The 25,243-nt window shown below is 73.1% G+C and carries 18 protein-coding genes and 1 tRNA gene; 2 read left to right on the top strand and 17 right to left on the bottom strand.

Annotated features, from left to right (window positions below; genetic code table 11):
• The first annotated feature begins 192 nt into the window (after positions 1-192).
• Positions 193-267 (top strand) — tRNA-Cys (locus OHT52_RS19255).
• A 144-nt stretch (positions 268-411) separates the two neighbouring features.
• Here the strand turns inward: OHT52_RS19255 and OHT52_RS19250 are convergent.
• The 7 genes from OHT52_RS19250 to OHT52_RS19220 form a co-directional block, all read right to left on the bottom strand.
• Positions 412-2,766, bottom strand: a complete 2,355-nt coding sequence (locus OHT52_RS19250; RefSeq protein WP_328721424.1) for a xanthine dehydrogenase family protein molybdopterin-binding subunit — start codon at positions 2,764-2,766, stop codon at positions 412-414.
• Positions 2,763-2,930, bottom strand: a complete 168-nt coding sequence (locus tag OHT52_RS19245) for a hypothetical protein (protein ID WP_328721423.1) — start codon at positions 2,928-2,930, stop codon at positions 2,763-2,765. Before OHT52_RS19245 ends, OHT52_RS19250 begins: the two co-directional genes overlap by 4 nt.
• Positions 2,927-4,993, bottom strand: coding sequence for a 2Fe-2S iron-sulfur cluster-binding protein (locus OHT52_RS19240; RefSeq protein WP_328721422.1), 2,067 nt, complete (start codon positions 4,991-4,993; stop codon positions 2,927-2,929). The genes OHT52_RS19245 and OHT52_RS19240 overlap by 4 nt, the downstream gene beginning before the upstream one ends.
• Complete coding sequence (locus OHT52_RS19235) at positions 4,990-5,886, bottom strand: FAD binding domain-containing protein (protein WP_328721421.1); 897 nt, start codon at positions 5,884-5,886, stop codon at positions 4,990-4,992. Before OHT52_RS19235 ends, OHT52_RS19240 begins: the two co-directional genes overlap by 4 nt.
• Positions 5,887-6,310: 424 nt before the next feature.
• A complete protein-coding gene (locus OHT52_RS19230) occupies positions 6,311-7,999 on the bottom strand; it encodes a beta-N-acetylhexosaminidase (protein WP_328721420.1) in 1,689 nt (562 codons plus the stop codon).
• Positions 8,000-8,228: 229 nt separating this feature from the next.
• Complete coding sequence (locus OHT52_RS19225; protein WP_328721419.1) at positions 8,229-8,516, bottom strand: DUF3039 domain-containing protein; 288 nt, start codon at positions 8,514-8,516, stop codon at positions 8,229-8,231.
• A 30-nt stretch (positions 8,517-8,546) separates the two neighbouring features.
• Positions 8,547-9,107, bottom strand: coding sequence for a YqgE/AlgH family protein (locus OHT52_RS19220; RefSeq protein WP_328721418.1), 561 nt, complete (start codon positions 9,105-9,107; stop codon positions 8,547-8,549).
• A 272-nt stretch (positions 9,108-9,379) separates the two neighbouring features.
• On the opposite strand from OHT52_RS19220, the gene murA reads away from it, so the two are divergent.
• Positions 9,380-10,720 (top strand): UDP-N-acetylglucosamine 1-carboxyvinyltransferase, encoded by a 1,341-nt coding sequence (gene murA / locus OHT52_RS19215; RefSeq protein WP_328721417.1) that lies wholly within the window; start codon positions 9,380-9,382, stop codon positions 10,718-10,720.
• A 446-nt stretch (positions 10,721-11,166) separates the two neighbouring features.
• On the opposite strand, the gene OHT52_RS19210 is transcribed toward murA, so the two are convergent.
• The 10 genes from OHT52_RS19210 to OHT52_RS19165 form a co-directional block, all read right to left on the bottom strand.
• Complete coding sequence (locus tag OHT52_RS19210) at positions 11,167-11,448, bottom strand: HU family DNA-binding protein (protein ID WP_003968811.1); 282 nt, start codon at positions 11,446-11,448, stop codon at positions 11,167-11,169.
• Positions 11,449-11,862: 414 nt separating this feature from the next.
• The gene (locus tag OHT52_RS19205; protein WP_328721416.1) at positions 11,863-13,299 is read right to left on the bottom strand and encodes an NAD-dependent malic enzyme; all 1,437 of its coding nucleotides are present in this window, start codon (positions 13,297-13,299) and stop codon (positions 11,863-11,865) included.
• Between the two features lie 474 nt (positions 13,300-13,773).
• On the bottom strand, positions 13,774-16,185 hold the full coding sequence (locus tag OHT52_RS19200; protein WP_328721415.1) for a HelD family protein: 2,412 nt from the start codon (positions 16,183-16,185) through the stop codon (positions 13,774-13,776).
• A gap of 120 nt (positions 16,186-16,305) precedes the next feature.
• Complete coding sequence (locus tag OHT52_RS19195; protein ID WP_328721414.1) at positions 16,306-16,857, bottom strand: GNAT family N-acetyltransferase; 552 nt, start codon at positions 16,855-16,857, stop codon at positions 16,306-16,308.
• Positions 16,858-16,968: 111 nt separating this feature from the next.
• Positions 16,969-18,111: a uroporphyrinogen-III synthase gene (locus OHT52_RS19190; protein WP_328721413.1), complete on the bottom strand. Its 1,143-nt coding sequence runs from the start codon at positions 18,109-18,111 to the stop codon at positions 16,969-16,971.
• Positions 18,112-18,289: 178 nt separating this feature from the next.
• Complete coding sequence (locus OHT52_RS19185) at positions 18,290-19,621, bottom strand: nitrate/nitrite transporter (RefSeq protein WP_328721412.1); 1,332 nt, start codon at positions 19,619-19,621, stop codon at positions 18,290-18,292.
• Between the two features lie 174 nt (positions 19,622-19,795).
• Positions 19,796-21,220, bottom strand: a complete 1,425-nt coding sequence (locus tag OHT52_RS19180) for an acyltransferase family protein (RefSeq protein ID WP_328721411.1) — start codon at positions 21,218-21,220, stop codon at positions 19,796-19,798.
• On the bottom strand, positions 21,217-23,352 hold the full coding sequence (locus OHT52_RS19175) for a glycosyltransferase (protein WP_328723809.1): 2,136 nt from the start codon (positions 23,350-23,352) through the stop codon (positions 21,217-21,219). The genes OHT52_RS19180 and OHT52_RS19175 overlap by 4 nt, the downstream gene beginning before the upstream one ends.
• 63 nt (positions 23,353-23,415) lie before the next feature.
• Positions 23,416-24,105, bottom strand: coding sequence for a hypothetical protein (locus OHT52_RS19170; RefSeq protein ID WP_328721410.1), 690 nt, complete (start codon positions 24,103-24,105; stop codon positions 23,416-23,418).
• A gap of 166 nt (positions 24,106-24,271) precedes the next feature.
• A complete protein-coding gene (locus OHT52_RS19165) occupies positions 24,272-25,243 on the bottom strand; it encodes a LysR family transcriptional regulator (RefSeq protein WP_328721409.1) in 972 nt (323 codons plus the stop codon).

Here is a 25,243-nt window from a genome sequence, read left to right as displayed (position 1 = left end):
GCGGCAGGCCGGGACCGCGCCCCCGTAGCCCGGGCTCCCGGGTGCGGGGCGCCGAAAGGGCCGGACGGTGCCGGATGGGGCAGGCGGGCGACTGTGAACGGCGTATGGCAGTCGCATTGCGGGCCCGTCGAACCCCTTGAGCCGAGCCACCCCGGGCCGTACGGTCATGACAACACCGAGGCACCACACCTCGGCCGTGTGCCCGAGAGGCTCAGGGGCTCGACTGCAACTCGAGTTACACCGGTTCGAATCCGGTCACGGCCTCCAGCAGGAACGCGGCGCGCGCGCCGTACGAAACACGGCGGCGGCCGTCCCCATGGTGCGGGGACGGCCGCTTTCGCGTGTTCCGGGGACGCCGGCCCCGTCTCCGGGCCCCGCACAGGAGCGCGGAACCCGGACACGGCTCGGGCCTCAGCCCTTCGGGGCCGCCGCAACCGCCGCCTGGGGGCGGACCGGGAGCCGGTTGACCGGGCGGCCGGTCGCGGCGCGGACCGCGGCGGCCACCGCCGCCGGGGAGGTGACCACGGGGACCGCCGAGACGGGTTTGGCGCCGAAGGGGGCGACCACGTCGCGCTCCTCGACCAGCTTCACGATGCGGATGTCCGGGGCGTCCAGGGCCGTCGGCAGCGCGTACCCGGTGAGGTCGGGGTGGCGGACCAGGCCCTTGGCGGTGCGGAGGTTCTCGGTGAGCGCGGCGCCGATGCCCTGGGTGACGCCCGCCTCGATGCGGGCGGCGAGCTGGGCCGGGTTGAGGACCCGGCCGACGTCCTGGGCGACGGCCATCTCGACCACCCGGACCGAGCCGAGCTCGATGTCGACGTCGACCACCGCGCGGACCGCGCAGAAGGCGAGCCCGACGAAGGCGTCGCCCTGACCGGATTCGTCCAGCGGCTCGGTGGGGTGGGGGCGGCACTGGGCGGTCGCCCAGAGTTCCTTGCCGTCCAGTGCCTCCGCGACCGTGGTGGACAGCACCCCGTCGTACGAGGTGATCTTGCCGTCGGCGATCTGGAGCAGCTCCACGGACATGCCGAACTTGTGGGCCAGCGGCTGGAGCAGCTGGGTGCGCACCATCTTCGCGGCGCGCTCCACGGCCCCGCCGGAGACCCAGGTGTGCCGGCCGTGGGTGGCCGGTCCGGCCGGCGGCTGGTCGGTGTCGACGGCACCGACGTGGACCTCGTCGACGCCGAGGGTCTCCTGCACGATCTGGCGGGCGAGGGTGGTGAAGCCCTGGCCGGTCTCGACCGCCGCACAGAGCACGGTGGCGATGCCGTCGTGGACGCGCACGGTGGCCGTCGAGACCTCGTCGGTGCCCTCCGCCCCCAGCATGTGGACCATGCCCAGGGCGTACCCGACACCCCGGCGTACGGCTCCGGGCTCACCGGCGCCCTCCGGGCCGCCGGGCAGCAGCCACTCGTCCTCGGGGGTGTCCTTCGGCAGTACGGGGAGCGGGAAGTCCTTGACGGCTTCGAGGAGTTCGGCGACCGGGGCGGGGCAGGTGACGGTCTGGCCGGTCGGCAGGAGGTCGCCGGTGGACAGAGCGTTGCGGAGCCGGATCTCGGCGGGTTCGATGCCCAGCTTGGCCGCCAGCTTGTCCATCTGGCCCTCGTACGCGGCGCACACCTGCATCGCGCCCTCACCCCGGACGTGTCCGGAGGGCGGGTTGTTCGTGCGGACGGCCCAGCCCTCGATGAAGGCGTGCGGGACGACGTACGGGCCGCAGGCGAACGCGACCGCCGCGGCGAGGGAGTCGGAGGAGGAGTCGGCGTACGCCCCGGCGTCCAGCAGGATTTGGGCCTCGACCTTGACCAACCGGCCTTCCGCGTCCGCGTGGTGACGGTAGCGCAGCAGCGTCGGGTGGCGGTGGGCGTGGCCGAGGAAGGACTCCTCGCGGGTGGCGGCCAGCTTCACCGGGCAGCCGGTGCGCAGGGCCAGCAGGCCGAGCGGGATCTGGAAGCCGGGGTCCTCGCGGTCGCCGGTGGCGCCGGGGACGCCGGTCACCACGACCCGCACCCGGTCGGGTTCCAGGCCGAAGCAGGCGGCGGCGAGGTCGCGGTCGGTGTGCGGGTCGGTGGAGGCGGTGTACAGCTCGACGCCGCCGTCCGGCCGGGGTACGGCGAGCCCGGCCTCGGCGCCGATGGGCGCCGGATCCTGGCGGCCGATGCGGTAGAGGCCGTCCACGACGATCTCGCCGGTGACGTCGGGGTCTCCGTAGCGGAGCGGGATGTGGCGGACGAGGTTGCCGTCGGGGTGCAGCGGTTCGGCCTCGAACGCCTTCTCCGGGTCGGTGACCGGCTCCAGGACCTCGTACTCGACGGCGATGGCGGCGGCGGCGAGGCGCGCGGTGTCCGGGTGGTCGGCCGCGACGGCGGCGATGGCCTCGCCGTGGTGGCGCACGAGGTCGGAGGCGAAGACCGGGCGGTCCACGACCTGACGGCCGTAGAGGGTCTCGCCGGGGATGTCCTGGTGGGTGACGACCGCGCGCACGCCGGGCATCTCGGCGGCGGCCGTGGTGTCGACGGACACGATCCGGGCGTGCGGGTGCGGCGATCTGAGCACGGCCGCCCAGAGCAGCCCCTCGGCCCAGAGGTCCGCGGCGTACGGGAAGGTGCCCTCGGTCTTGGCGCGTGCGTCGGCGGGCGGCAGCGAGGCGCCGAGTCCGTGCGCGGGCGCCTCGGTGACGGGGGTGCCGGAAGGGCCGGACGCGCTGTCGGTCCGGGGCAGGGTGGTGCTGGTCGCGTTGGCCGCGGTGGCCGCGTCGCTGGTCACGCCGCCTCCTTGTCGTTCGCTCCGCCGCGGCGGCGGCTGGGGGTGCCGGTGACGTTGACCTGAGGGGTGGCGTCGCGGTGACGCCGGTGCGCCGGGCGCGCGTCCACCGAGGTGGACGCGCGGAGACCGGTGCGGACGGACGGGGAGGGGGCGGCGGGGCTCACCGCGCGTCTCCCTGGTGCGGCGGGCCCTGGACGCCGCCGGCGCCGGGCGGCGCCTGGTGCGGGATGCGCGCCTCGACGGCGTCCGGGGTTCCGGCGGGAGACGTGGCGGCGGTCTCGGCGTCCGCGGCACGGGAGGCCACGACGTCGCGCACCGCGTCGAGCACGCCCCGGTAGCCGGAACAGCGGCAGAGGTTCCCGCAGAGCGCCTGACGCGTCTGGAGCTCGCTGGGGGCGTGGTTGCCCTCCAGCAGGTCGTGGACGGTCATGGCCATGCCGGGGATGCAGAAGCCGCACTGGACGGCTCCGCACGCGGCGAGCGCGCGCTGCACGTCGGAGGGTTCGCCGTCGACGGCGAGCCCTTCGACCGTCCGGACCTCGCTGCCGGCGGTGGTGGCCGCCGGCACGAGGCAGGAGGCGACCAGGCGGCCGTCGACCTGGACGTTGCAGGCACCGCATTCACCCTGCGAGCAGCCGTCCTTGGCGCCGGCCAGGCCGAGCCGCTCACGGAGCACGTAGAGCAGCGACTCGCCGATCCAGGCGTCGGCGACCGGGCGGTCGACGCCGTTGACGTGCAGGACGTACGAGGCGCCGGGGTGCTCGCTCGGCAGCGGTACGGCCTCCGGCGCGAGCGGGGCGCCCTCGGCGACGAACTCCCCGGGTGCGAACTCACCGGGCGCGAGTTCTTCGGGCTCCGGCTCGGCCGGTGCGAACTCGGCCGGTGAGGCCGGGACTTCGCCCTCTCCGGGGGCCGGGTCCTGGCCGACGTCCGCCGGGTCCGCCGAGTTCGTCGGGTCCGCCGCCTCCGGGGCGTCGAGCGCGTCCGGGGCGTCGAGCGCGGCCGGGGCGTCGAGCGCGGCCTCCGCGTCCGGCGCGTGGCCGGGCTCGTCCCCGGGCGCCGAGGGTGCGACGGCGGCCGGCACCGGGTCGTCACCGGCTCCCACCGGCTGCTCGTCCGGCATTTCGGCCGCCGGTTCGGCCGGGGTGCCGGCCTCCGGGTCCACGGCCACCGCCCCGGACATGGGGCCGGGTTCCGGCTGGGACTCCGGCTCGGACTCCGCCTCCCGCTCGGCTTCCGCCTGCGGTTCCGGTTCCGGTACGACGAATTCCTGGGTCGCCCAGGGCGCGGGGGCACCGCCGGGCAGTGTGGCCGGCGGGGTGGCGCCGGTGTACCACTGCGAGAGGGCCGGGGAGGGGGCGAACTCCCCGGACTCGTCCGGCAGCTCCCCGTCGGCGACCGGGATCGTCCACTGGCCGCTGTGCCCGACGGGGTCGCCGTGGCCGGAGAGATCCACGTGACCGGTGTGGTCCGAGTGCCCGGTGTGGTCCGAGTGCCCGGCGTGGTCCTGGAGGCCCGCGTGGTCCTGGAGGCCTGAGGTGTCCGTGTGCCCGGTGTGCCCGGTGTGCCCGGTGTGGCCTTCGTGACCGAGGTGGTCCCCGGCACCGCGGGCGCCCTGGGTGCCGTGCTCGCCCTCGTAGGGCGGCTCGTAGGCCCCGGGCACCGTGTACGGCGGGTACCCCTCGTGGGCCGGGGCCGCTTCGTAGCCGGAGCCGGAGTCCGCCCCGTACACCGCGGTGTCGCGTCCGTACCCTCCCTGGTGGACGCCGGTGTCCGGGCCGTGGCCGGTGCCGTCCGTCGCGCCGGTTCCGTCGTAGCCCTCGGTGAAGTTCCACTGGGCGGCGTGGTGCCCGGCCGACTGCTCGTACGGGGCGTACGGGCTCTGCTGGTTGGGGTCCGGCCAGTGCACTGCACCGGACGGGCCGGAGCCGTCGGAGCCGTACCCGGGGGGCTGCTCGTCGGGCTGCGGCCGCGCGTTCCAGCCGCCCGCGGCGGCCGGATCGTGACCGGCGGCGGGCGTCAGCGGCAGGATCATCGGCGGTACGTAGCCGTGGCCGGGAGCCGCCAGCGGGGCGTCGGCCAGGTCTTCCGGCGGCAGTTGGACGAAGGCCGTCGCGTCCGCGTCGTACTCGCCGCTCTGCCGCGTCGGCTGCCAGGACCCGTAGCGCGGCTCGGGGTCGTACTCCCCCTGCTGTCCGTGCTGTTGGGGGTTGTTCTCGTTGCTCACGACAGTGCCCTCCCCAGCGCGCGCCGGGCCAGCGCGGCGACGGTGCGCCGCAGATGCAGAACGGCGGGTGGCAGCGGTGGTGGTGCCTCCCCTTCGGCCGACGGTACCTGGTCCGGGATGCAGGCCGCGGCGACGTACTCGCCGAAGGCGGCCAGGGCGTCGGGGGCCAGGCCCCGCGCGCCGTCCCAGTCGATGAGGGAGGCGATCCACTGCTCGGCTTCCAGCGGGCGCAGCGGCATCGGCGCGATGGCGCCGACCGCGCACCGCACCCCGCGGCGGGCCGGGTCGAGGACGATCGCGACGGAGGCCGTGGCCCGGCCCGGCCCGGTGCGTCCGGTGGCCTTGAGGAAGACCTGCGGGGCGTGCAGCAACGGGACCCGGACGAAGGCGATCAGCTCCGCCGGTTCGAGCAGTTCACGGCCCGCGAGCAGGTAGGAGACCGGCATCTCGCGGTGGCGGCCGCCGGGGCCGGCGATGACCAGCTCGGCCTCCAGGGCGGCCAGCACGGGCAGCGTGTCGCCGCTCGGTGCGGCGCTCGCGATGTTGCCGCCGAGGGTGCCGGCGTTGCGGATCTGGGGCGGGCCCGCGGCGCGGGCGGAGGCGGCGAGCGCGGGGATCAGGGCGGCGAAGTCGGGGCGGCCCATGCGGGCGTGGGTGAGGCCGGCGCCGAGCAGGGCGTGGCCGTCCTGGTAGTTCCAGCCACGCAGCTCGCTGATGCGGCCGAGTCCGACGAGTCCCGAGGGGCGGAGCAGGCCTTGGTTGACGGCTGCCATGAGGTCGGTGCCACCGGCCACCGGAACCGCGGCGGGCATGGCGCCGAGGGCCGCCACAGCCTCGTCGATCGATGCAGGCATTGTCACCGACTGCGTCGCCTGCGGTGCGTGCGTGGTCAACCCAGCTGCCCCTTCCCGGTGTCCAGGCCCTCCGGCCCGTTCCGCCGTACGGTACGTGCTCACAGCCCGGACGTGGCAACTCTGGCACATCTTCCGGCAGGTCCGGCGCGAGGGTCCACGAAGGTTGCATCCGTCACCGAACGGCCCGAAAATCCTGGTTCGTACTACTTCGGTACGGGGTGTGAATGGCCACTCCACGGCGCGTCGCCGAGAGCCGCGCGCGAGGTCGCGGAGAGCCGTTCGTCCCTGACGGCACGTGGTGCGGGGCGGTCCTGGTCCCTGAACCGACCCCGGGCCGAACGCAAAGTTTCGGCCAACTCACGCACCACACGGCCCGGCTCCGAAACGGCCTCCCGGCCCTCCCGCGCGGCCGGCCCGCCCCCCGATTCCGCCCGGCCGCGGGCACGATCGGGGGCGGGCGGAATCACACGACCGGGGGTGCGCCCTCCAGAGGATGGCCGCCGATTCCGGGGCGGCGCTGCCACGGCAGCGGGCCGCCCGGCGGGCGGTACTCGACGCCGAGCGCGTCCAGCCGGGCGTAGTGCGCCTCCATGCGGGTGGCGAAGGCGGCGAAGTCGCGGTCGGCGGGGGCGGGCAGCTCGGACCAGGCGACCTCGGCGAGGGCGGCCAGGCGCGGGTAGACCTGGTAGTCGACGCGGGCGCGGTTGTGCATGACCTCGGTCCAGGCGTTGCCCTGGGTGCCGAGGACGTGCCGGGCGGCCTCCTGGGAGAGGTCCGGCGGCACCGGCTCGAAGCGGTAGACGTCCTCCAGGGTGCGGACGTACCCGATGGGGATCGGTTCGTCCGGACCGCCGTCCTGCCGGTAGTCGAGGTAGACCTGCTGCACCGGGCACATCACCACGTCGTGGCCGGCCTCGGCGGCGGCGACGCCGCCCGCGTAACCGCGCCAGGAGGAGACGGCCGCGCCCTCGGCCAGCCCGCCCTCCAGGATCTCGTCCCATCCGATGAGCCGGCGGCCCCGGGCGGTGAGCCAGCGGTCGAAGTGGCGGACGAACCAGGACTGGAGGCCGTCCTCGTCACCGACGCCCAGTTCCGCGATCCGGGCCTGCGCGGCGGGGGATTCCTTCCACTCGTCCTTGGGGCACTCGTCGCCGCCGACGTGGACGAACGGCGAGACCTCGGCGGGGAACAGTGCCAGGATCTCCTCGAACACGCCCTCGTAGAACCGCAGCACGGCCTCGGTGGGGGCGAGCACATGGGTGCTGACGCCCCAGCGGTCCCACGGCGTGAGGGCGGCGGTGTCGGTGACGTCGGTGTTGCCGAGCTCCGGGTAGGCGGCGATGGCGGCCTGCGAGTGGCCGGGAATCTCGATCTCGGGGACGACCCGGATGTGCCGCTCGGCGGCGTACGCGACGATCTCGCGGATGTCGTCCTGGGTGTAGAAGCCGCCGTACGGGGTCTCGTCCCAGAGGTCGGAGGAGCGGTGGCCGTACTTGGTGCGCGAGCGCCAGGCGCCGGTCTCCGTGAGACGCGGGTACCGCTTGATCTCGACGCGCCAGCCCTGGTCGTCGGTGAGGTGGAAGTGGAAGACGTTCAGCTTGTGCGCGGCCAGCAGGTCGAGGTGGCGCAGCACGTCGTCCTTGGGCGTGAAGTGGCGGGCGACGTCGAGCATGAAGCCGCGCCAGGCGAAGCGCGGGGCGTCCTCGATCCCGACCGCAGGGACGGTGGGCCGGGCGCCGGGGGCGAGCGGGGCGCGGCGGAACGCCCCGGGGCCGAGGAGCTGGCGGAGCGTCTGGGCGCCGAGGAAGACTCCGGCGGGGCCGCCGCCCGTGATGCGTACGCCGGTCGTGGCCCCTGCCGTCAGCCGGTAGCCCTCGGGCTCCAGGCCGGGGTCGGTCAGCAGCTCGATCGCGCCGGGCCCGCCGGCCCGCCCCGCCGCGAGCGGGAGGCCGTAGGCCGCGCCGAGCGTGGACCGCAGCCACCGCTCGGTGGAGCCGGTACCGGGGCCCGCGGACAGGGTGGTGGCCGCGTCCAGGACGAACGGGGCGTCATCGCGGGTGCGGGCGCGGGCGGGCGCCGGTACGAGGCCGAGGGCGGTGACGGTGTCGGCGGGCTCGTGGATGCCTGCCGGGCTGAGCGTGTCCGTGTGCATGGGCCGCATCCTTCATCAGACCGGCCGGAAACGGAACCAATGGTCCGGACCGGGAGACGGCGAGGAGGACGGGCCCGGGAACGGGCCCGGACGCGGGCGGCCAGGGCACCGGACGCGGGCGGCGAGCACGCCGGGGACCGCCGGGCACAGCTGATCCCCGTGCCCGGCGGGACACGGGGACCGGTGTTCCGGGAAGGCCGGCTCCCCGACGGGGGAGGACCGCCCGCGACTACTTCTTGTCGTTGCCGCCCTTGTCCTTGCCGCCGCCGGCGCCCATGGACTCGTAGATCTCCTTGCACATCGGACAGACCGGGTACTTCTTGGGGTCGCGCCCCGGTACCCAGACCTTCCCGCAGAGTGCGACCACGGGCGTGCCCTCCAGGGCGCTCGCCATGATCTTGTCCTTCTGGACGTAATGGGCGTAGCGCTCGTGGTCGCCGTCGCCGTTCGACACCTGCGGTGTCGGCTCTACGAGGGTCCCCGTACCTGCCCCGCGCTCGGGCTCAAGAGTGCTCATGAGCGCCAAGGGTACTGAAGAGCGCGGCCGTCAGTTCAGCGAAGGGTCGTCGGGATACGTGGCGATCATGGCCAGTTCGCTGCGCTGGCGTCGCAGGACGGCACGCCAGAGTTTCTCCGGCTGCGGGGAGGCGACGTCGCCGGGCTCCGAATCGACCACGTACCAGGCGCCTCCCTCCAGCTCGGCCTCCAGTTGGCCGGGGCCCCAGCCGGCGTATCCGGCGAAGATCCGCAGCGAGCCGAGGGCCGCCGCGAGGAGTTGCGGCGGGGCCTCCAGGTCGACCAGGCCGATCGCGCCGTGCACCCGCCGCCAGCCGAGCGGGCCCTCGTCGCCGGGGATGACGGCCACGCCGAGGGCGGAGTCCAGCGACACCGGTCCGCCCTGGAAGACGACGTCCGGCGCGCCCGAGAGGCCGGCCCAGGGTTCGAGGATGTCGCCGACCTCCACCGGGGTGGGGCGGTTGAGGATCACGCCGAGCGAGCCCTCCTGGTCGTGGTCGAGGAGGAGCACCACCGCGCGGTCGAAGTTCGGGTCCGCGAGCGCGGGTGTGGCCACCAGCAGCCGGCCTGTGAGGGAGGACACCTCGGTCATGGGGAGATGATCCCGCATCCCGGGCCCGCGCGGGGGCCAACGGGCCGTCCCGCGGTACCGCCCGGGGGCCACGGTTCGGGCGCGCGGGAGCACGGGGGAGCGCACGCCCGGGAGGCCGGCAATGCGGTGACGCTGCGCGAGGGGCGGCGCGCGGAGCGTGTCCCGTCGGATTCCTTACACCGGTACACGCCGCATCGCCTGCCGGGCGGAGGGTAGGAGGCCATTACCCTTTTCATCGGCCCCCTGCCCGACCACTCCGGAACGCGAGATTCATGACCGGCACAGACGATGTCCTGCTTGTCCACGGCGGCACCCCGCTGGAGGGCGAAATCCGCGTCCGAGGCGCCAAGAACCTGGTGCCCAAGGCAATGGTCGCCGCTCTGCTCGGCAGCGGTCCCAGCAGGCTGCGCAACGTTCCCGACATCCGTGACGTGCGGGTCGTCCGGGGTCTGCTGCAGCTGCACGGCGTGACGGTGCGCCCGGGTGAGGAGCCGGGCGAGCTGGTCCTGGACCCGACGCACGTCGAGAGCGCCAATGTCGCCGACATCGACGCGCACGCGGGTTCGTCCCGCATCCCGATCCTCTTCTGCGGTCCGCTGCTCCACCGCCTCGGCCACGCCTTCATCCCCGGTCTCGGCGGCTGCGACATCGGCGGCCGGCCCATCGACTTCCACTTCGACGTGTTGCGCCGCTTCGGCGCGACGATCGAGAAGCGGGCGGACGGGCAGTACCTGGAGGCCCCGCAGCGGCTGCGCGGTACGAAGATCCGGCTGCCGTACCCCTCGGTGGGCTCCACCGAGCAGGTGCTGCTGACGGCGGTGCTCGCCGAGGGTGTCACCGAGCTGTCCAACGCGGCCGTGGAACCGGAGATCGAGGACCTCATCTGCGTACTGCAGAAGATGGGCGCGATCATCTCCATGGACACCGACCGGACCATCCGGATCACCGGTGTCGACAAGCTCGACGGGTACACCCACCGGGCGATCCCGGACCGCCTGGAGGCGGCTTCCTGGGCGTCGGCGGCGCTCGCGACCGGGGGCAACATCTACGTGCGCGGCGCCCAGCAGCGTTCGATGATGACCTTCCTCAACACCTTCCGCCGGGTCGGCGGTGCCTTCGAGATCGACGACGAGGGCATCCGCTTCTGGCACCCGGGCGGCCCGCTGAAGGCCATCGCGCTGGAGACGGACGTCCACCCGGGCTTCCAGACCGACTGGCAGCAGCCGCTGGTGGTGGCGCTGACGCAGGCGACCGGCCTGTCCATCGTCCACGAGACGGTGTACGAGTCCCGGCTCGGCTTCACCTCGGCGCTCAACCAGATGGGTGCGCACATCCAGCTGTACCGCGAGTGCCTGGGCGGCTCCGACTGCCGCTTCGGCCAGCGCAACTTCCTGCACTCCGCGGTCGTCTCCGGCCCGACGAAGCTCCAGGGCGCGGATCTGGTCATCCCCGACCTGCGCGGCGGCTTCTCGTACCTGATCGCGGCGCTGGCGGCCGAGGGCACCTCGCGGGTCCACGGCATCGACCTGATCAACCGGGGCTACGAGAACTTCATGGAGAAGCTCGAAAAGCTCGGCGCCAAGGTCGAGCTGCCCGGCGGCGCGCTGGTCTGACCGGCTCCCGGTCCCGTCCGGCCGAGAAGCCCGCCGCCCCGGCCCGCATCGCGCGGGACCGGGGCGGCGGGCTTCTCGCGTACGCGGGCGGGGCGGGCTCTTCACGCGTACGCGGCGTGGGCACCCCGCCCGGCACGCATGTGCGGCGGGGGCAGCCCGCCCGGCTACGCATGTGCGGCGGGGGCAGCCCGCCCGCGTACGCGTGTGCGGCGTGGGCACCCCGTCCGAACAGGTGAGCCATACACGCACCCGGCTCCAGGAGCGCCCTGGACGGCCCCTGCGCCGCGCGGGAGCCCTCGGGCGCCCACGGGGCCCCGAGAGGGGGCCGCAGGCCCTTACGGGCGAGCGTGGGCGGTTCCAGCCCACTCGCGTGAGCAGGCTGGGGGCATATGCCGGAGGGCGGCCACCCTGGTCCGGGTGACCGCCCTCCGACGCGCCTGTGGGACTTACTTGCCCTTGGCGGCTTCCTTGAGCTTGGAGCCCGCGGAGACCTTCACGCTGTAGCCGGCCGGGATGTTGATCGGGTCGCCGGTCTGCGGGTTGCGAGCGGTGCGAGCGGCACGGTGGGTGCGCTCGAAGGTCAGGAAGCCGGGGATGGTGACCTTCTCGTCGCCCTTGGCGACGATCTCACCGACGGTCTCGGCGAGCGCGGCCAGCACGGCGTCGGCGTCCTTGCGGGTCACCTCGGCGCGGTCGGCCAGGGCGGCCACCAGCTCACTGCGGTTCATGTTGTTACTCCCGTGTTCTTCTTGCCTGTGAGGCGTGAGATCGAAGCCGATGCTGCCAGGGCCCTCTGACAGTCCCCGGACCCGGGTCTGATGTCAGACCCTCGCGCCCGATTACGCATCCTGCCCCCACCTGCGGCGGGAAAGCCAATCCGGAACCCTCCGGTGTCACACGGAAAGCGTCACGGTCCGTCGATGGTCACGTTCCGTCGACTTCCTGGAGCGGTGCGCAGCGGATGCCGGGCCCCGGGCGCTGATCGACCGTGTACCCGCTGCCCGCCACCCTAAAGGCGCGTTTGGGACACGGCGACCCGCGACGCGCCGTACGGCGCGTCGCGCCGGGAGCGCGGCACCGCGCGCGGAACCCGGGCCCGGGCGCCGCGCGGGGGCCGGGGTCCGTCGCTCGGGTGTCCCGGGTCAGAGCTGTCCGGTGGGGGCGGCGTCGGCGCCCGCGGCCGCCTTGGCGGCGGCGCGCACGGCACCGGCGACGGCACCGGCCACCTTGTCGTTGAAGACGGACGGGATGATGTAGTTCGCGTTCAGCTCGTCCTCGGCGACGACGTCGGCGAGGGCACCGGCGGCGGCGAGCATCATCTCGGTGTTGACGGTGCGCGACTGGGCGTCGAGCAGACCGCGGAAGACGCCCGGGAAGACCAGCACGTTGTTGATCTGGTTCGGGAAGTCGGAGCGGCCGGTCGCGACGACCGCAGCCGTCTCGCGGGCGATCGTCGGGTCCACCTCGGGGTCCGGGTTGGCCAGCGCGAAGACGATCGCGCCGTCCGCCATGGCGGCCACGTCGTCGCCGTCCAGGACGTTGGGGGCGGAGACGCCGATGAAGACGTCCGCGCCGACGACGGCCTCCTTGAGGGTGCCGGTGACGCCCTCCGGGTTGGTGTTGTCGGCGATCCAGCGCAGCGGCGAGTCGGGCTGGGCGGCGACCAGGTCCTCGCGGCCCGCGTGCACCACGCCGTGGATGTCGGCGACGACCGCGTGCTTGACGCCCGCGGCGATGAGGAGCTTCAGGATGGCCGTACCGGCGGCTCCGGCGCCGGACATGACGACCCGTACGTCACCGACGGACTTGCCGACCACGCGCAGCGCGTTGGTGAGGGAGGCGAGCACGACGATGGCGGTGCCGTGCTGGTCGTCGTGGAAGACGGGGATGTCGAGGGCCTCGCGCAGCCGGGCCTCGATCTCGAAGCAGCGCGGCGCGGAGATGTCCTCCAGGTTGATGCCCGCGAAGCCGGGGGCGATGGCCTTGACGATCTCGACGATGGCGTCGGAGTCCTGGGTGTCCAGGCAGATCGGCCAGGCGTCGATGCCGGCGAAGCGCTTGAAGAGGGCGGCCTTGCCCTCCATGACCGGGAGCGCGGCCATCGGGCCGATGTTGCCGAGGCCGAGGACGGCGGAGCCGTCGGTGACGACCGCGACGGAGTTGCGCTTGATGGTCAGGCGGCGCGCGTCCTCGGGGTTCTCGGCGATCGCCATGCAGACGCGGGCCACACCGGGGGTGTAGATCATCGAGAGGTCGTCACGGTTGCGGATGGGGTGCTTGGACGCCATCTCGATCTTGCCGCCGAGGTGCATCAGGAACGTACGGTCGGAGACCTTGCCCAGCAGGACGCCGTCGATGGCGCGCAGGCCCTCCACGATCTCCTCGGCGTGCGCGGTGGAGGACGCCGCGATGGTGACGTCGATCCGCAGCTTCTCGTGGCCGGAGGCGGTCACGTCGAGGCCGGTCACCGAGCCGCCGGAGGACTCCACGGCCGTGGTGAGCTGGGAGACCGCGGTGCCGCTCGCGGGCACCTCCAGCCGGACCGTCATCGAGTACGAGACGCTGGGCGCCGTTGCCATGGCCGTGTCCTTCGCTTTCCTGAGCTTCATTGCTTAGACGGCGGGGCCGGGCCCCGCACGCGTCCACGATCGTCGCACCTACTGGCGAGTAGTCGGTAACCACTGCCGCAGTACGAAAGATCACTTCCGAGATGCGAGAGGGGGAATCCCGGGGCCGTGGACCGTGCCCGCCAAGCAGAACAGGCCCGCGCCACCGTGAGGTGACGCGGGCCTGTCCATGACGTGAGCGGCACCGACCCGCCATGCTCGCCTCGCGGCAAGAGGTCGCTCGTAGCGACGAAGGTTGGGCCCGGGGGCTTGGATCGAGCCGGTGCCGACACCAGGCTAACAAACACCCGTGAGAAGTGATTCCCCCGCAGCGGGTTGACTCTCGCGGTTCGCGTCCCGGCGGGTGTTCCCGAGGCCGTACGGGCCCCTGCGGCGACCCGGTGACCGGGCTGCCGCAGGGCGAAATCCCTTGCGGCGCCCGGCCCGTCAGTCCCGCAGCAGGTCCGGCACCCCGTCCTCGTCGGGCAGGTCGGCGGCGGCCGAGACCACCGTCAGCTGCTGCGTCGCCCGGGTGAGGGCCACGTACAGGACGCGCAGCCCGGCGGGGGACTCGTCGGCGATCTCCGCCGGGGAGACCACCACCGTGGCGTCGTACTCCAGTCCCTTGGCCTCCAGGCTGCCGAGCGCCACCACGCGCTCCCCCAGCTCGGACAGCCACGCGCGGGCCTGGACGCGGCGGTTCATGGCCACGACCACGCCGACGGTGCCGTCGACCCGGTCGAGCAGCCGGCGCGCCTCCTCGCGGACGCACGCGGCGAGCTCCTGGTCGCCCACGGTCGCGAAGCGCGGCTCGATGCCCGTGGAGCGGACGGCGGACGGCGACTCCATGCCGGGCATGGCGAGCGCCAGCACCTTCGACGCGAGCTCGGCGATCTCCGCCGGGTTGCGGTAGTTCACGGTGAGCGTGAAACGGCGGCGGGGGCGGTTGCCGAGCGCCTCGTCGCGCGCGGCGGCGGCCTCGTCCGGGTCGGACCAGGAGGACTGTGCCGGGTCACCGACGATGGTCCAGGTGGCGTGCCGGCCCCGGCGCCCGACCATCCGCCACTGCATGGGCGTCAGGTCCTGCGCCTCGTCGACGATGACGTGCGCGTACTCGGTGCGCTCCTCCGCCAGGCGTTCAGCCCGCTCGCGGCGGGTCTCCTCGCGCTGCGGCATCAGCTCTTCCAGGCCGGAGAGCTGGTCGAGCGGGTCCAGGTCGCGCTTCTTGCGGGGCCGCGCGGGTGCGCCCAGCAGGGCCTGGAGCTCGTCCAGGAGCGCCACGTCGTGCACGGAGAGGGGGCCCTTGCCGTCCGCGCCCAGCCGCTTGAGGGAGCGCGAGAGGCGGCGCACTTCGCCCTGGTTGAGGACGCGGCGGGACCAGCGGGCCAGCCGCTTCTCGTCGGCCATCGCGGCGAGCACCCCGCGCGGGGTCAGCTCCGGCCACCAGGCGTCCAGGAATTCGAGGAACGGGGTCTCGGTGGAGACGTCGTCGTCGAAGGAGGAGCGGAGTTCGGCGGCCAGCTCGGGATCGGTGTAGCGGCCCCGGCCGGACGACTTGCTCCACAGCGCGTCGAGCAGCAGCTTGCGGGCGCGCGGGCGCAGCAGGTTGACGGGGGCGGAGCCGCCCAGCGCGTTGTGGCGGATGCGCTGGAGCTCGTCGGCCTCCAGCTCGACGCGGGCGCCGAAGGCGACGACGCGCAGCCGCGTGGGGGTCGCGGATCTCGCGCCGCCGGGCGCGGTGCCGGCCGCGGGCTCCGGCTCGCCGAAGGAGAGCTGGCCGTCCTCGCGGGGCGCCGGAGCGGGCGCGGTGCGCGGGGCGGGCTGGTCCAGGGCGCCGCGGGAGGCCTTGCGCAGGACCTGGAGCATCCGGGAGGAACCCTTGATACGGGCCACGGCGGGCTCGTCGTAGGTGGTGGCGCCCTCGACGCCGGCCGCCTCGTCGGAGAGGGAGCCGACCGCGCGGATGGCGACCTGCCCCTCCTCGCCGAGGGAGGGCAGCACGCCCTCGGTGTAGGCGACGAGCAGCGGGGTCGGCGAGACGATCAGGATGCCGCCCGCGTAGCGCCGCCGGTCCTGGTAGAGGAGGTACGCGGCGCGGTGCAGGGCCACGGCGGTCTTGCCGGTGCCGGGGCCGCCGGTGACCTCGGTGACGGAGGCGGCGGGGGCGCGGATGACCAGGTCCTGCTCGGCCTGGATGGACGAGACGATGTCCCGCATGGTGTGGCTGCGGGCCTGGCCCAGCGCGGCCATCAGGGCGCCGTCGCCGATGACGGGCAGCTTCTCGCCGTCCAGGTACGCCGTCAGCTCGGGGCGCATCAGGTCGTCCTCGACGCCGAGGACGCGGCGGCCCCGGGAGCGGATGACGCGGCGGCGCACGACGCGCCCGGGTTCCTTGGGGGTGGAGCGGTAGAAGGGCGCGGCGGCGGGGGCACGCCAGTCGATCACCAGCGGCGAGTAGTCGGCCGCCAGCACGCCGATCCGGCCGATGTGCAGCGTCTCGGCGATGTCCGCGGTGTCGTCCGGACGTACGGCCTCGTCGGCGGGCTCGACCGAGGTGAAGGCGCCGTCGGGTCCGCGCTCGCCGTCCTTGCCGAGGAGCAGGTCGACGCGGCCGAAGAGGAAGTCCTCGAACTCGTTGTGCAGCCGGTTGAGGTGAATGCCCGCCCGGAACACCTGGGCGTCCCGTTCGGCGAGGGCGCCGGGGGTACCGACCTGGCCTCGCTTGACGGCGTCGTGCATGAGGAATTGAGCCTCGTCGATCTTCTCTTCGAGGCGGTCGTAGACCCGGTCCAGATGATCCTGTTCGACACCGATCTCGCGGTCCCGCAGAGAATCGACAGCGGCATCCTGCGCGGCCACCGAGGCCCCTTTCTGACGTGCGTTGGGCAGCCGTCAACCGTACGCGACGGGGGGCCGGTGCGCATCAGGCGGGGCGCCCCGATCGCGTACCGGGACCCGGTCGGACGCGGGGTGCCTGTGTCAGAGCTGCGGGGGCTCGTCGTGCAGGATGCGCTGGAAGAGCCGGTGGTCGCGCCATTCCCCGTCGATGTACAGGAACTTGGGGGCCAGGCCGAACTCCTCGAAGCCGCTCTTCTCCAGCACTCGCCGCGAGGCGGTGTTGTACAGCAGGACGCCGGCCTCGACCCGGTGCAGCCCGAGGTCGTCGCGGGCGAGCTCGCAGATCCGGCGGACGGACGCGGTGGCGAGGCCCCGGCCGGCCTGCTCGACCGCGACCCAGTAGCCGAAGACCGCGCTGCGGAACGCGCCGAGGGCCACCCCGGAGAGGGTGAAGGAGCCGACCGCCCGGTCCTCCTCGTCGACGGCGACCCAGGCGTGTCCTCCCGCGGCGAGGTGGCCGGCGAGGCGTTCTGCCTGGCCCTCGGGCGTGTAGAAGCTGTCGGGGCGCACCGGTTCGAAGGGGGCCATGTACGTACGGCTGCGCAGCAGCGCGCCGGCGAGCGCGGGGGCGTCGGAGGCGGTGGTCGGGCGCAGGAATCTGCCGGCGGAGAGCGGGTACGGTGCGTCGGTCATCCCGGCACGCTACCCCCGGCCTCCGCACGGCCTTTTGGCGCCCGGGCCCCCGTACGGGCTCCGCGCGCCGGGGTCGTGGGTGCTCGGCGCCGTGCCGCGCGGAGTCCGGGCTCAGTCGCCGTACTTGGTGTCCGCCACCGGGTCCAGGGCCAGCCGGTAGCCGCGCTTGACCACCGTCTGGATCAGTCGGGGCGAGCCGAGCGCGGAGCGCAGCCGGGCCATCGCGGTCTCCACGGCGTGCTCGTCGGAGCCGCTGCCGGGCAGCGCCCGCAGCAGGTCGGCGCGGGAGACCACCCAGCCGGGGCGGCGGGTCAGCGCGTGCAGCAGGGCCATCCCCGCGGGGGGCACCGGGCGCAGCGCCCCGTCGACGAGCGCCGCGTGGCCGCGCACGGTGATCTGGTGGCCCGCGACCGGCAGGGTGCGGGAGCGGGCGGGGAGCTGGGCGCAGAGGAGCTGGACGAGCGGGCCGAGCCGGAAGCGTTCGGGCTGGACGGTCTCGATGCCCCGGGCCTGGAGCGGCAGCGCGGTGACCGGGCCGACGCAGGCGACCAGCAGGTCGTCGTGGAGGGCGCCGAGCACCTCGGGGGCCATGCCGCGGGTCTGGGCGCGGTCGAGGAAGGAGGCCGCGGCGGGGGCGCTGGTGAAGGTGATCGCGTCGAGTCCGCGGGCGGCGGTGAGGTCGAGCATCCGGTCGAGGGGGGCGAGGTCCTGCGGGGGCATCCAGCGGTAGACGGGGAGGTCGATGACCTCGGCGCCTGCGGCGCGGAGGCTCTCGGCGAATCCGGGGAGCGGTTCGCCGTGCAGCTGGAGGGCGACGCGGCGGCCGTCCACGCCCTCGTCGAGGAGCCGTTCCAGCACCTCGGCCATGGACTCCGAGGCGGCCGACCAGGTTTCGGTGAGGCCGGCCGCCCGGATGGCGCCCTTCACCTTGGGTCCGCGCGCCAGGAGTTCGACGCCGCGCAGCCGGTCCAGCAGCTGTTCGCCGATGCCCCAGCCGTCGGCCGCCTCGACCCAGCCCCGGAAGCCGATGGCGGTGGTGGCGATCACGACGTCGGGGGCGTGGGCGATCAGTTCCTCGGTGGCGGCGAGCAGTTCTCTGTCGTCCGCGAGCTGCACGATCCGCAACGCGGGGGCTTGGACGACCTGGGCTCCGCGGCGCTGGAGCAGCGTGCCGAGCTCCGTGGCCCGCCGGGCCGCGGTCACTCCGACCGTGAAGCCCGCGAGGGGGCCTTGTGTGGCTTCGACTTCCTGCATGGCGTGATCTACCCGGCTCTCGTTCCCGCGGTCGCTGCCGCTGTGCGGTGGACCGAGACTGCCAACCCCGCGTGACAGGCTCGGTTCCCCCGTATTTCCCGCCCGTTACGTCCTTCGACGCCCGGGGCCCGTATCGAGTTGCCGCCCTGAGGGGCCGTCGGCGGCCCGCCGGGCGCCGTCAGACCTCCGCGAAGCCGAGCGGGGCCTTGGCGGGAGCGGTCACCGGACGGCGAAGGTATACCGCCCAGGTGAGGGCCGAGCACACCGCGTAGAAGGCGAGGAAGGACCAGAAGGCGGCCGTTCCGGCGCCAGAGGTCTGGAAGGACTGACGGAAGGCCAGGTTGATGGCGAGGCCGCCGATGGCGCCCACCGCACCGATGAGGCCCATGGCCGCCCCGGAGAGCCGCCGCCCCTCGGCCGCCGCCTCCTCGCCGCGCAGGCCGCGGCTGACGGCCTTGGCGTGGAAGATGCCCGGGATCATCTTGAACGTCGAGCCGTTGCCGAGGCCGGACAGGACGAACAGGGAGATGAAGCCGACGAGGAAGACCGGCAGCGATTCGGCGCCGGAGGCGTACACGACGACTCCGGTGGCCGCCGCCATGGCCGCGAAGTTCCAGAGGGTGATGCGGGCGCCCCCGTGCCGGTCGGCGAGCCTGCCGCCGAGGGGACGGATCAGCGAGCCGAGCAGCGGGCCGATGAAGGTGAGCGAGGCGGCCTGGAGCGGGGTGCGGCCGAACTGCGTCTGGAGGACCAGGCCGAAGGCGAAGCTGAAGCCGATGAAGGAGCCGAAGGTGCCGACGTAGAGGACGGCCATGATCCAGGTGTGCGCCTCGCGCACCGCCTGCTTGGCGGCCCCGGTGTCGTTCCGTACGGGCGCGAGGTTGTCCATGTACCGGGCGGCGCAGAGCGCGGCGACCACGATGAGCGGGACGTACACGCCGAGGACGATCCGGGGGTGGGTGGCGCCTGCGGTGCCGATGACCAGCAGGCCGATGAGCTGCACGACGGGGACGCCGATGTTGCCGCCGCCCGCGTTGAGTCCGAGCGCCCAGCCCTTCTCGCGCAGGGGGAAGAAGGCGTTGATGTTGGTCATCGAGGAGGCGAAGTTGCCGCCGCCGATGCCGGCGAGGGCCGCGACGGCCACGAAGGTGCCGTACGAGGTGCCGGGTTCCATCACCGCGAACGCGACGGCGGTCGGCACCAGCAGCGAAAGGGCGCTGAAGACCGTCCAGTTGCGGCCGCCGAACCGGGCGACGGCGAAGGTGTACGGGACGCGGACGATCGCCCCGACCAGGGTGGCGGTGGAGATCAGGAAGAACTTGCCCGCAGGGTCGATCCCGTACTCCGGGCCCATGAAGAGGACCATCACGGACCAGAGGGACCAGACGGAGAACCCGATGTGCTCGGAGAGGACGGAGAACCAGAGGTTCCGGCGGGCCACCGGGCGGCCCTTCTGCTGCCAGAAGGTCTCGTCCTCCGGGTCCCAGTGCTCGATCCAACGGCCAGCCATCACGCGCCTCCACGGGGGTCGGGGTGTTGTCTCCGACGCTAGGGAAGGCGGGTTACCGTGCCGTGCCCCGAGGTGACCGGTGCGCAACCTTGCTCTCACCGGGCCGGGGGCGGCCCGGTGAGAACGACGACATGTCGCGGGACGGTCCGCCGGGGGGGGCGCCGCGGCGGCCGGTCAGTGCCGGTGGCCACCACCGGCGGACGCGGGTACGGGCGTCGGCCGGGCGGGCTTGCCGGACGGCCAGAGCCGTGGCCTGCGTTTCGCCGCGACGTCCTCCACCCAGCCGAAGGCCAGGATCGCGAGCCCTATCAGCGGCCATATCAGGACCAGGCTCAGCCCGGTGTAGAGGCCGTCGGAGTAGGGGCCGAGGTGCTCGTCGACCCAGCCGATCCGCCACATCTGGTCTATCAACGGCACGGTCGCCATGAGCAGCAGGTTGTGCCATATGTAGATCGTCACGGCACGGTTGTTGGCGAGCGTGACGAGTCCGTCGTACGGGGCGAGGCGGCCGGGCAGCTTCTCCCACGACGGGGCGTACTGGAGCAGGATCAGGCAGAACCCGAAGGACCAGGTGGCCTGGGCGAGCGGGATCTCGTCGAGGTTCCAGCCCTCTTCGGTGAGGTGTCCGGAGGCCCACCAGATGCCGAAGCCCATGATGATCGCGGCCGAGGAGACGGCGAGATAGCGCGGGACCTGCTTCAGCAGACCGTCGTGGTGGGCGAAGCCGAGGATCCAGCAGGAGGCGAACACCGTGAAGTCCACGACTCCTTCGCCGGTCGCGCCCGGGATGGTGACCAGACCGGTGCCGAAGATCGCGGTGAGGCCGATCGGCGCGAGCATCGTCGCCCAGGGCATCTTGCGGAACGCCTTGAGCAGCAGCGGGGACGCGATCACGAACCACAGGTAGGCACGGATGTACCAGAGCGGGCCGGCCGCCTGGTCGGCCCAGGTGATTTCGAGCCAGCCGCCCTCGGAGCCGCTCTCCTCGGGGTAGGGCGGGGAACCGACCGGCAGGACGTAGCTCGCCAGGCGGACGAACCACCAGAGCCCCTCCTCCTTCACGGGCTTCCAGCCGAGCCAGAACATCATCGGCAGCGCGACGGCGGAGAACAGCCACATCGGAGGGAGCAGCCGCCGCACCCGGCTGCGGATGACGCTCCAGGCGGGGCGCGCCAGCGAGCGGGCCATCAGCGATCCGGCCAGCGTGAACATCACGCCCATGGACGGGAAGAGGACGGTCAGCCAGGCCCAGCCGAAGAGGTGGTACACCACCACGCGGACCAGGGCGACGGAACGCAGCACGTCCAGGTAGCGGTCGCGGACGGGCCGCTTCGGGGCCGCCGGGGCGGCGTCCGCCGGCTCGGGTGCCTCGGGTACGGCGGGGCCTCCGGCGTGCCGCCCGTGGTGCGGGGCGGGGGCCGGGTACCCGGAGCCGGTGCCGTCGCCGAGGTGGCTGCCGGGGCCGGTGGCGTAGGGCAGTGACGGCGCGGGGGCTCCGGGCGCCTGACGGGCCTGCGGGGCGCGGCGGTGCGCGGCGGGCGCGGGTACGCGCAGTCGCGCGGTGTCCTCGCCGCTCGGGGTGGGTTCGTTCCAGCTCATCCGACGGGCCTCCGGTGGTCGGCGCCTGCGGCGGCGCGTGCTCCCGGTGCCGCGCCGGGGGCGTCCAGGACGCCGGTGCGGCGCAGTTTCTGCCAGCGGAGCCGGCCGCCGGTGAGGGCGGTGATCCAGGACTGGAGCAGCACGACGTACATGAGCTGCCGGTAGAGGATCTGCTGGAGCGGCAGGGAGATCAGGTGGGTCATGCGTTCCTTGTCGAGCCGGAACGCGTAGGCGGCGCAGATGACCTGGACCAGCAGCACGCCGAACCACGCGGCGACGGTCTTGCCGGTGGGGCCGAAGATCAGCCCGTACACCAGGAAGACGTCGATGAGCGGGGCGAGCAGCGGGGCGACCACCATGAAGAGGGAGACGAACGGCAGGCCGACGCGGCCGAAACGGCCGGAGTGCCCCCGGTCGAAGACGGCGCCGCGGTGCTTCCAGATGGCCTGCATGGTGCCGTAGGACCAGCGGTAGCGCTGGGACCACAGCTGCTGCACGGACTCCGGTGCCTCGGTCCAGGCGCGGGCGTTCTCCGCGTAGACGACGTCCCAGCCGTCGCGGTGGAGGGCCATCGTGATGTCGGTGTCCTCGGCGAGGGTGTCCTCGCTCATGCCGCCGACCCGGTCCAGCGCGGTGCGGCGGAAGGCTCCGACCGCGCCGGGGATGGTGGGCATGCAGCGCAGGACGTCGTACATCCGGCGGTCCAGGTTGAAGCCCATCACGTACTCGATGTGCTGCCAGGCGCCGATGAGCGAGTCGCGGTTGCCGACCTTGGCGTTGCCCGCCACCGCGCCGACCTTGGGGTCGGCGAAGGGCTGGACGAGTTCGCGGACGGTGGACGGCTCGAAGACGGTGTCCCCGTCCATCATCACGACGATGTCGTACCGGGCGTGCGCGATGCCGTTGTTGAGCGCGGCGGGCTTGCCCGCGTTCTGCTGGCGCACCACGCGGACGCCTGGCAGCCGCATGGCTTCGACGACGTCGGCGGTGCCGTCGGTCGAGCCGTCGTCGATGACGATGATCTCGATCGGATGGTCGCTGGCCATGAGGGAACGGACGGTCGCCTCGATGCACTTGCGCTCGTTGTACGCGGGCACGAGCACGGACACCCGGCCGGAGACGGGGGCGTCGCCCCAGCGGAAGTTCCTGCGGCGGACCCGGCGGGCGTGCACGAAGGAGAGCAGCAGCATCAGGCCGAAGCGGCCGATGACGAGGACGCCGACCACGGAGAGACCGGCCACCAGGACGCCGGTGACGTCCTCGGAGAAGCCCACCGCGGTGACGAAGGTCTTGCCCTTCCAGAGCGCGGCCCCGCTGACCGGGGTGAGCGCGCTCGGGGCGCCGAGCGCGGTGGTCAGGTTGGTGAACTCGTACCCCTCCTCCTGCATGGAGGGCAGGAAGCGGTCGAGCGCGGCCAGTGTCTGGGAGCGGTCGCCGCCGGAGTCGTGCATCAGGATGATCGCGCCCTTGCCGTGCTTGGGCGTGGCGTTCTTGATGATCGTCCGGACGCCGGGGCGCTTCCAGTCCTCACTGTCGGTGTCGTTGACGACGGTGAGGTAGCCGCGGCTGCCGATGTACTGGGCGACGGGCCAGGACTTGTCGTCCATCGCGTCGGCGAACGAGGAGTACGGCGGCCGGAAGAGGGAACTGTGGACACCGGCGGCGCCCGCGAGGGCGAGCTGGTTCTCGGAGAGCTCCCAGTCGATCCGGCTGCTGGACTGGTAGGAGAGGTCGGGGTGGTTGAAGGTGTGCAGCCCGACCTCGTGGCCCTCGTCCACCATGCGCCGGACGAGTTCCGGGTAGCGGGAGGCCATGGTGCCTGTGACGAAGAACACGCCGTGGGCGTGGTACTCCTTCAGCTTGTCCAGCACCCGGGGCGTCCACTCCGGGTCCGGGCCGTCGTCGAAGGTCAGCACGATGTGGTGGTCGGGAATGCGCACCGAGGTGGCGGGCTCGGTCTTCGACCGGGCGTCGATGACGGGACCGCCGTCGAGGATGTGCTCGGGTACCTGGTCGGTCCCGACGGGGTTGCGGACGCGGTGGTCGGCGGCGATCTCGCTGTTCACGTAACCGCGCAGCACGAGCATGGCGAGCAGGGCCACCAGAAGCAGGAACGGCAGGAGGTAGCGCAGCGGCAACCTGCGCTTGGCCTTGGCCTTGCGGCGGTTCCTGACCAGCGGTGCGGGCTGAGTCATTTACGGGGTGCTGCTTTCTGGTGATACGACCGGCGGCTCGGTGGTGGGGGCTGTCGTCGGCGTGACGGGCGGGTCGACCGGGTCCGTCGGGGTGGTGTCGGTGGGCGGCGCGGACGCCGAGGCCGACGCGGAAGGCTTGGGGCTCGATCCGCCGCCGGTGGTCGCGGACGATCCGGCGGGCTTGCCCGCGGCGGGGCTTTCGGCCGGGTCGGAGGCGGACGCGCCGGTGGAGGCGTTCGCCGACGATCCGGTGGCGCCCGGGGAAGCCGCGCCCGTGGCTCCGGCGCCGGGCGTCGGGCCGTTGGTCGCGCCCGGGTCGGTGATGCCGGCGACATCGGTCGAGCTGGACGGGTCCGCGGCGGGCGTGTCCGCGCCCTTGTCCTCGTCGGCCTTCTTCTGCTCCTGGCTGGTGAGCGGGAGCCACGGCGCGACCGAGCTGCCGCCGAAGAGCGAGGAGACGAGGACGGCGGCGAAGACGGTGCAGGCCGCGGCCACCAGCCAGCCGGCCCTTCGGAAGTTCTTGCTCCGGCGTCCGCTCTCGTCCACGAAGACGGGGCCGTCCGAAGCCTCCGGAGTGCCGGGTTCGGTCTTGAGCTCGGAGAGTTGACGCCCCAGCCCGTCCAGCTGGATCGTCACGTCGTGCGGCTCGTGGCTGTGCCCGGTCCGGGTGCCTTCTCGCCAATTTTCCACAGGTGTTCGCACATCCCCCACTCAGTGTTTCCGGCACACATGAATGACTGGTTTCATGCCGTCGGACTGGGTCCCCACCCCGTCCGCGCACCACGTTCACCTTGTGCCCGGACTGATGAATGTAGCGCACGATGCTGACGCCAATGTCCCCGGATCGGGTTGTCCTTCACCCCTGGTACGCCATCGTCGCGGCATCCGTTTCGGGCAGCCAGGAACCAGGTGGGCGTACCATCCACCCTTCTGACGACTGAAGTTGAACGGCGGCCGTACGGAGTGCGTCCAGACCGGGGTGCCGCATCCCCTTCCGGTGGACCAGCAGGAGCGGAGAGAGTGGGACGGGGCGCACGAGGGGGCGGAGCACGGTACCCGGAAGCGGAGGAAAACCGACAACCGCGAGCACCGGGTGCCCTGCCTTCGCCATGATCCGTTGAAATTCGGCCACCCCTACGGCAAGCGGAGTGGGTGGTGCCAGATGGATGCCCCACTCTTCGAAAAGGAGTGCGGCGAGGTCGGTCCATTCCCGGGTGCGCGCATTGCCCGCCCCGGCGTAGACGGTTTCCCCGGCCAGATCGGCGAGGGCGACGACCTCGCGTGCGGCGAGAGGGTGAGTGGACGGCAGCAGGACGGCCATCGGCTCGTAGCGCACCGGCTGCACGTGGAGCCCGGCGAGCACCGCGGGATCGAGCCCGCCGGCGCGCCCGAAGGAGGCGTCCAGCCGTCCGGCGAGGATCTCCCCGGCGGCCCAGGTGAGCCCGGACTCGAAGCGCGCCATCAGCTCGCATTCCGGGGCGAGTTCGCGTGCCCGGTCCAGCACCCGGGCGGCCGTCATCCCGTCCGTGTTCAGGTCCACCAGGAGCGGCCGGGCCGCCTGGTCGGCGAAGGCGGCGCCCAGCGCGGCGTGCGCGTCGAGCACCCGGCGGGCGTGCGGGACGAGCCGTTCGCCGTCCGGGGTCAGGACGACCTGCCGGGTCGTACGGACGAACAGCGCGGCACCGAGCAGCCGCTCCAGCCTGCGGATGTCCCGGCTCAGCGCCTGCTGGGCCACGAAGAGGCGGGCGGCGGCCCGGGTGAAGTGCAGGTCCTCGGCGACGGCGAGGAAGGCGCGCAGCAGCCGGGGATCGAGGTCGGGGACGGTCAC

Origin of the sequence: Streptomyces sp. NBC_00247 (assembly GCF_036188265.1) — a bacterium.
In the GTDB taxonomy this organism is placed as follows: Bacteria; Actinomycetota; Actinomycetes; order Streptomycetales; family Streptomycetaceae; genus Streptomyces.
Note: the sequence above shows the minus strand (reverse complement) of the source record. Positions and strands in the feature narration are given on the sequence as shown.

Excerpts from the sequence above, each read along its gene's own strand:
- OHT52_RS19230 (WP_328721420.1), bottom strand. The coding sequence starts at position 7,999 with ATGCACACGGACACGCTCAGCCCGGCAGGCATCCACGAGCCCGCCGAC.
- OHT52_RS19225 (WP_328721419.1), bottom strand. The coding sequence starts at position 8,516 with ATGAGCACTCTTGAGCCCGAGCGCGGGGCAGGTACGGGGACCCTCGTA.
- OHT52_RS19220 (WP_328721418.1), bottom strand. The coding sequence starts at position 9,107 with ATGACCGAGGTGTCCTCCCTCACAGGCCGGCTGCTGGTGGCCACACCC.
- murA (WP_328721417.1), top strand. The coding sequence starts at position 9,380 with ATGACCGGCACAGACGATGTCCTGCTTGTCCACGGCGGCACCCCGCTG.
- OHT52_RS19210 (WP_003968811.1), bottom strand. The coding sequence starts at position 11,448 with ATGAACCGCAGTGAGCTGGTGGCCGCCCTGGCCGACCGCGCCGAGGTG.
- OHT52_RS19205 (WP_328721416.1), bottom strand. The coding sequence starts at position 13,299 with ATGGCAACGGCGCCCAGCGTCTCGTACTCGATGACGGTCCGGCTGGAG.
- OHT52_RS19195 (WP_328721414.1), bottom strand. The coding sequence starts at position 16,857 with ATGACCGACGCACCGTACCCGCTCTCCGCCGGCAGATTCCTGCGCCCG.
- OHT52_RS19190 (WP_328721413.1), bottom strand. The coding sequence starts at position 18,111 with ATGCAGGAAGTCGAAGCCACACAAGGCCCCCTCGCGGGCTTCACGGTC.
- OHT52_RS19185 (WP_328721412.1), bottom strand. The coding sequence starts at position 19,621 with ATGGCTGGCCGTTGGATCGAGCACTGGGACCCGGAGGACGAGACCTTC.
- OHT52_RS19180 (WP_328721411.1), bottom strand. The coding sequence starts at position 21,220 with ATGAGCTGGAACGAACCCACCCCGAGCGGCGAGGACACCGCGCGACTG.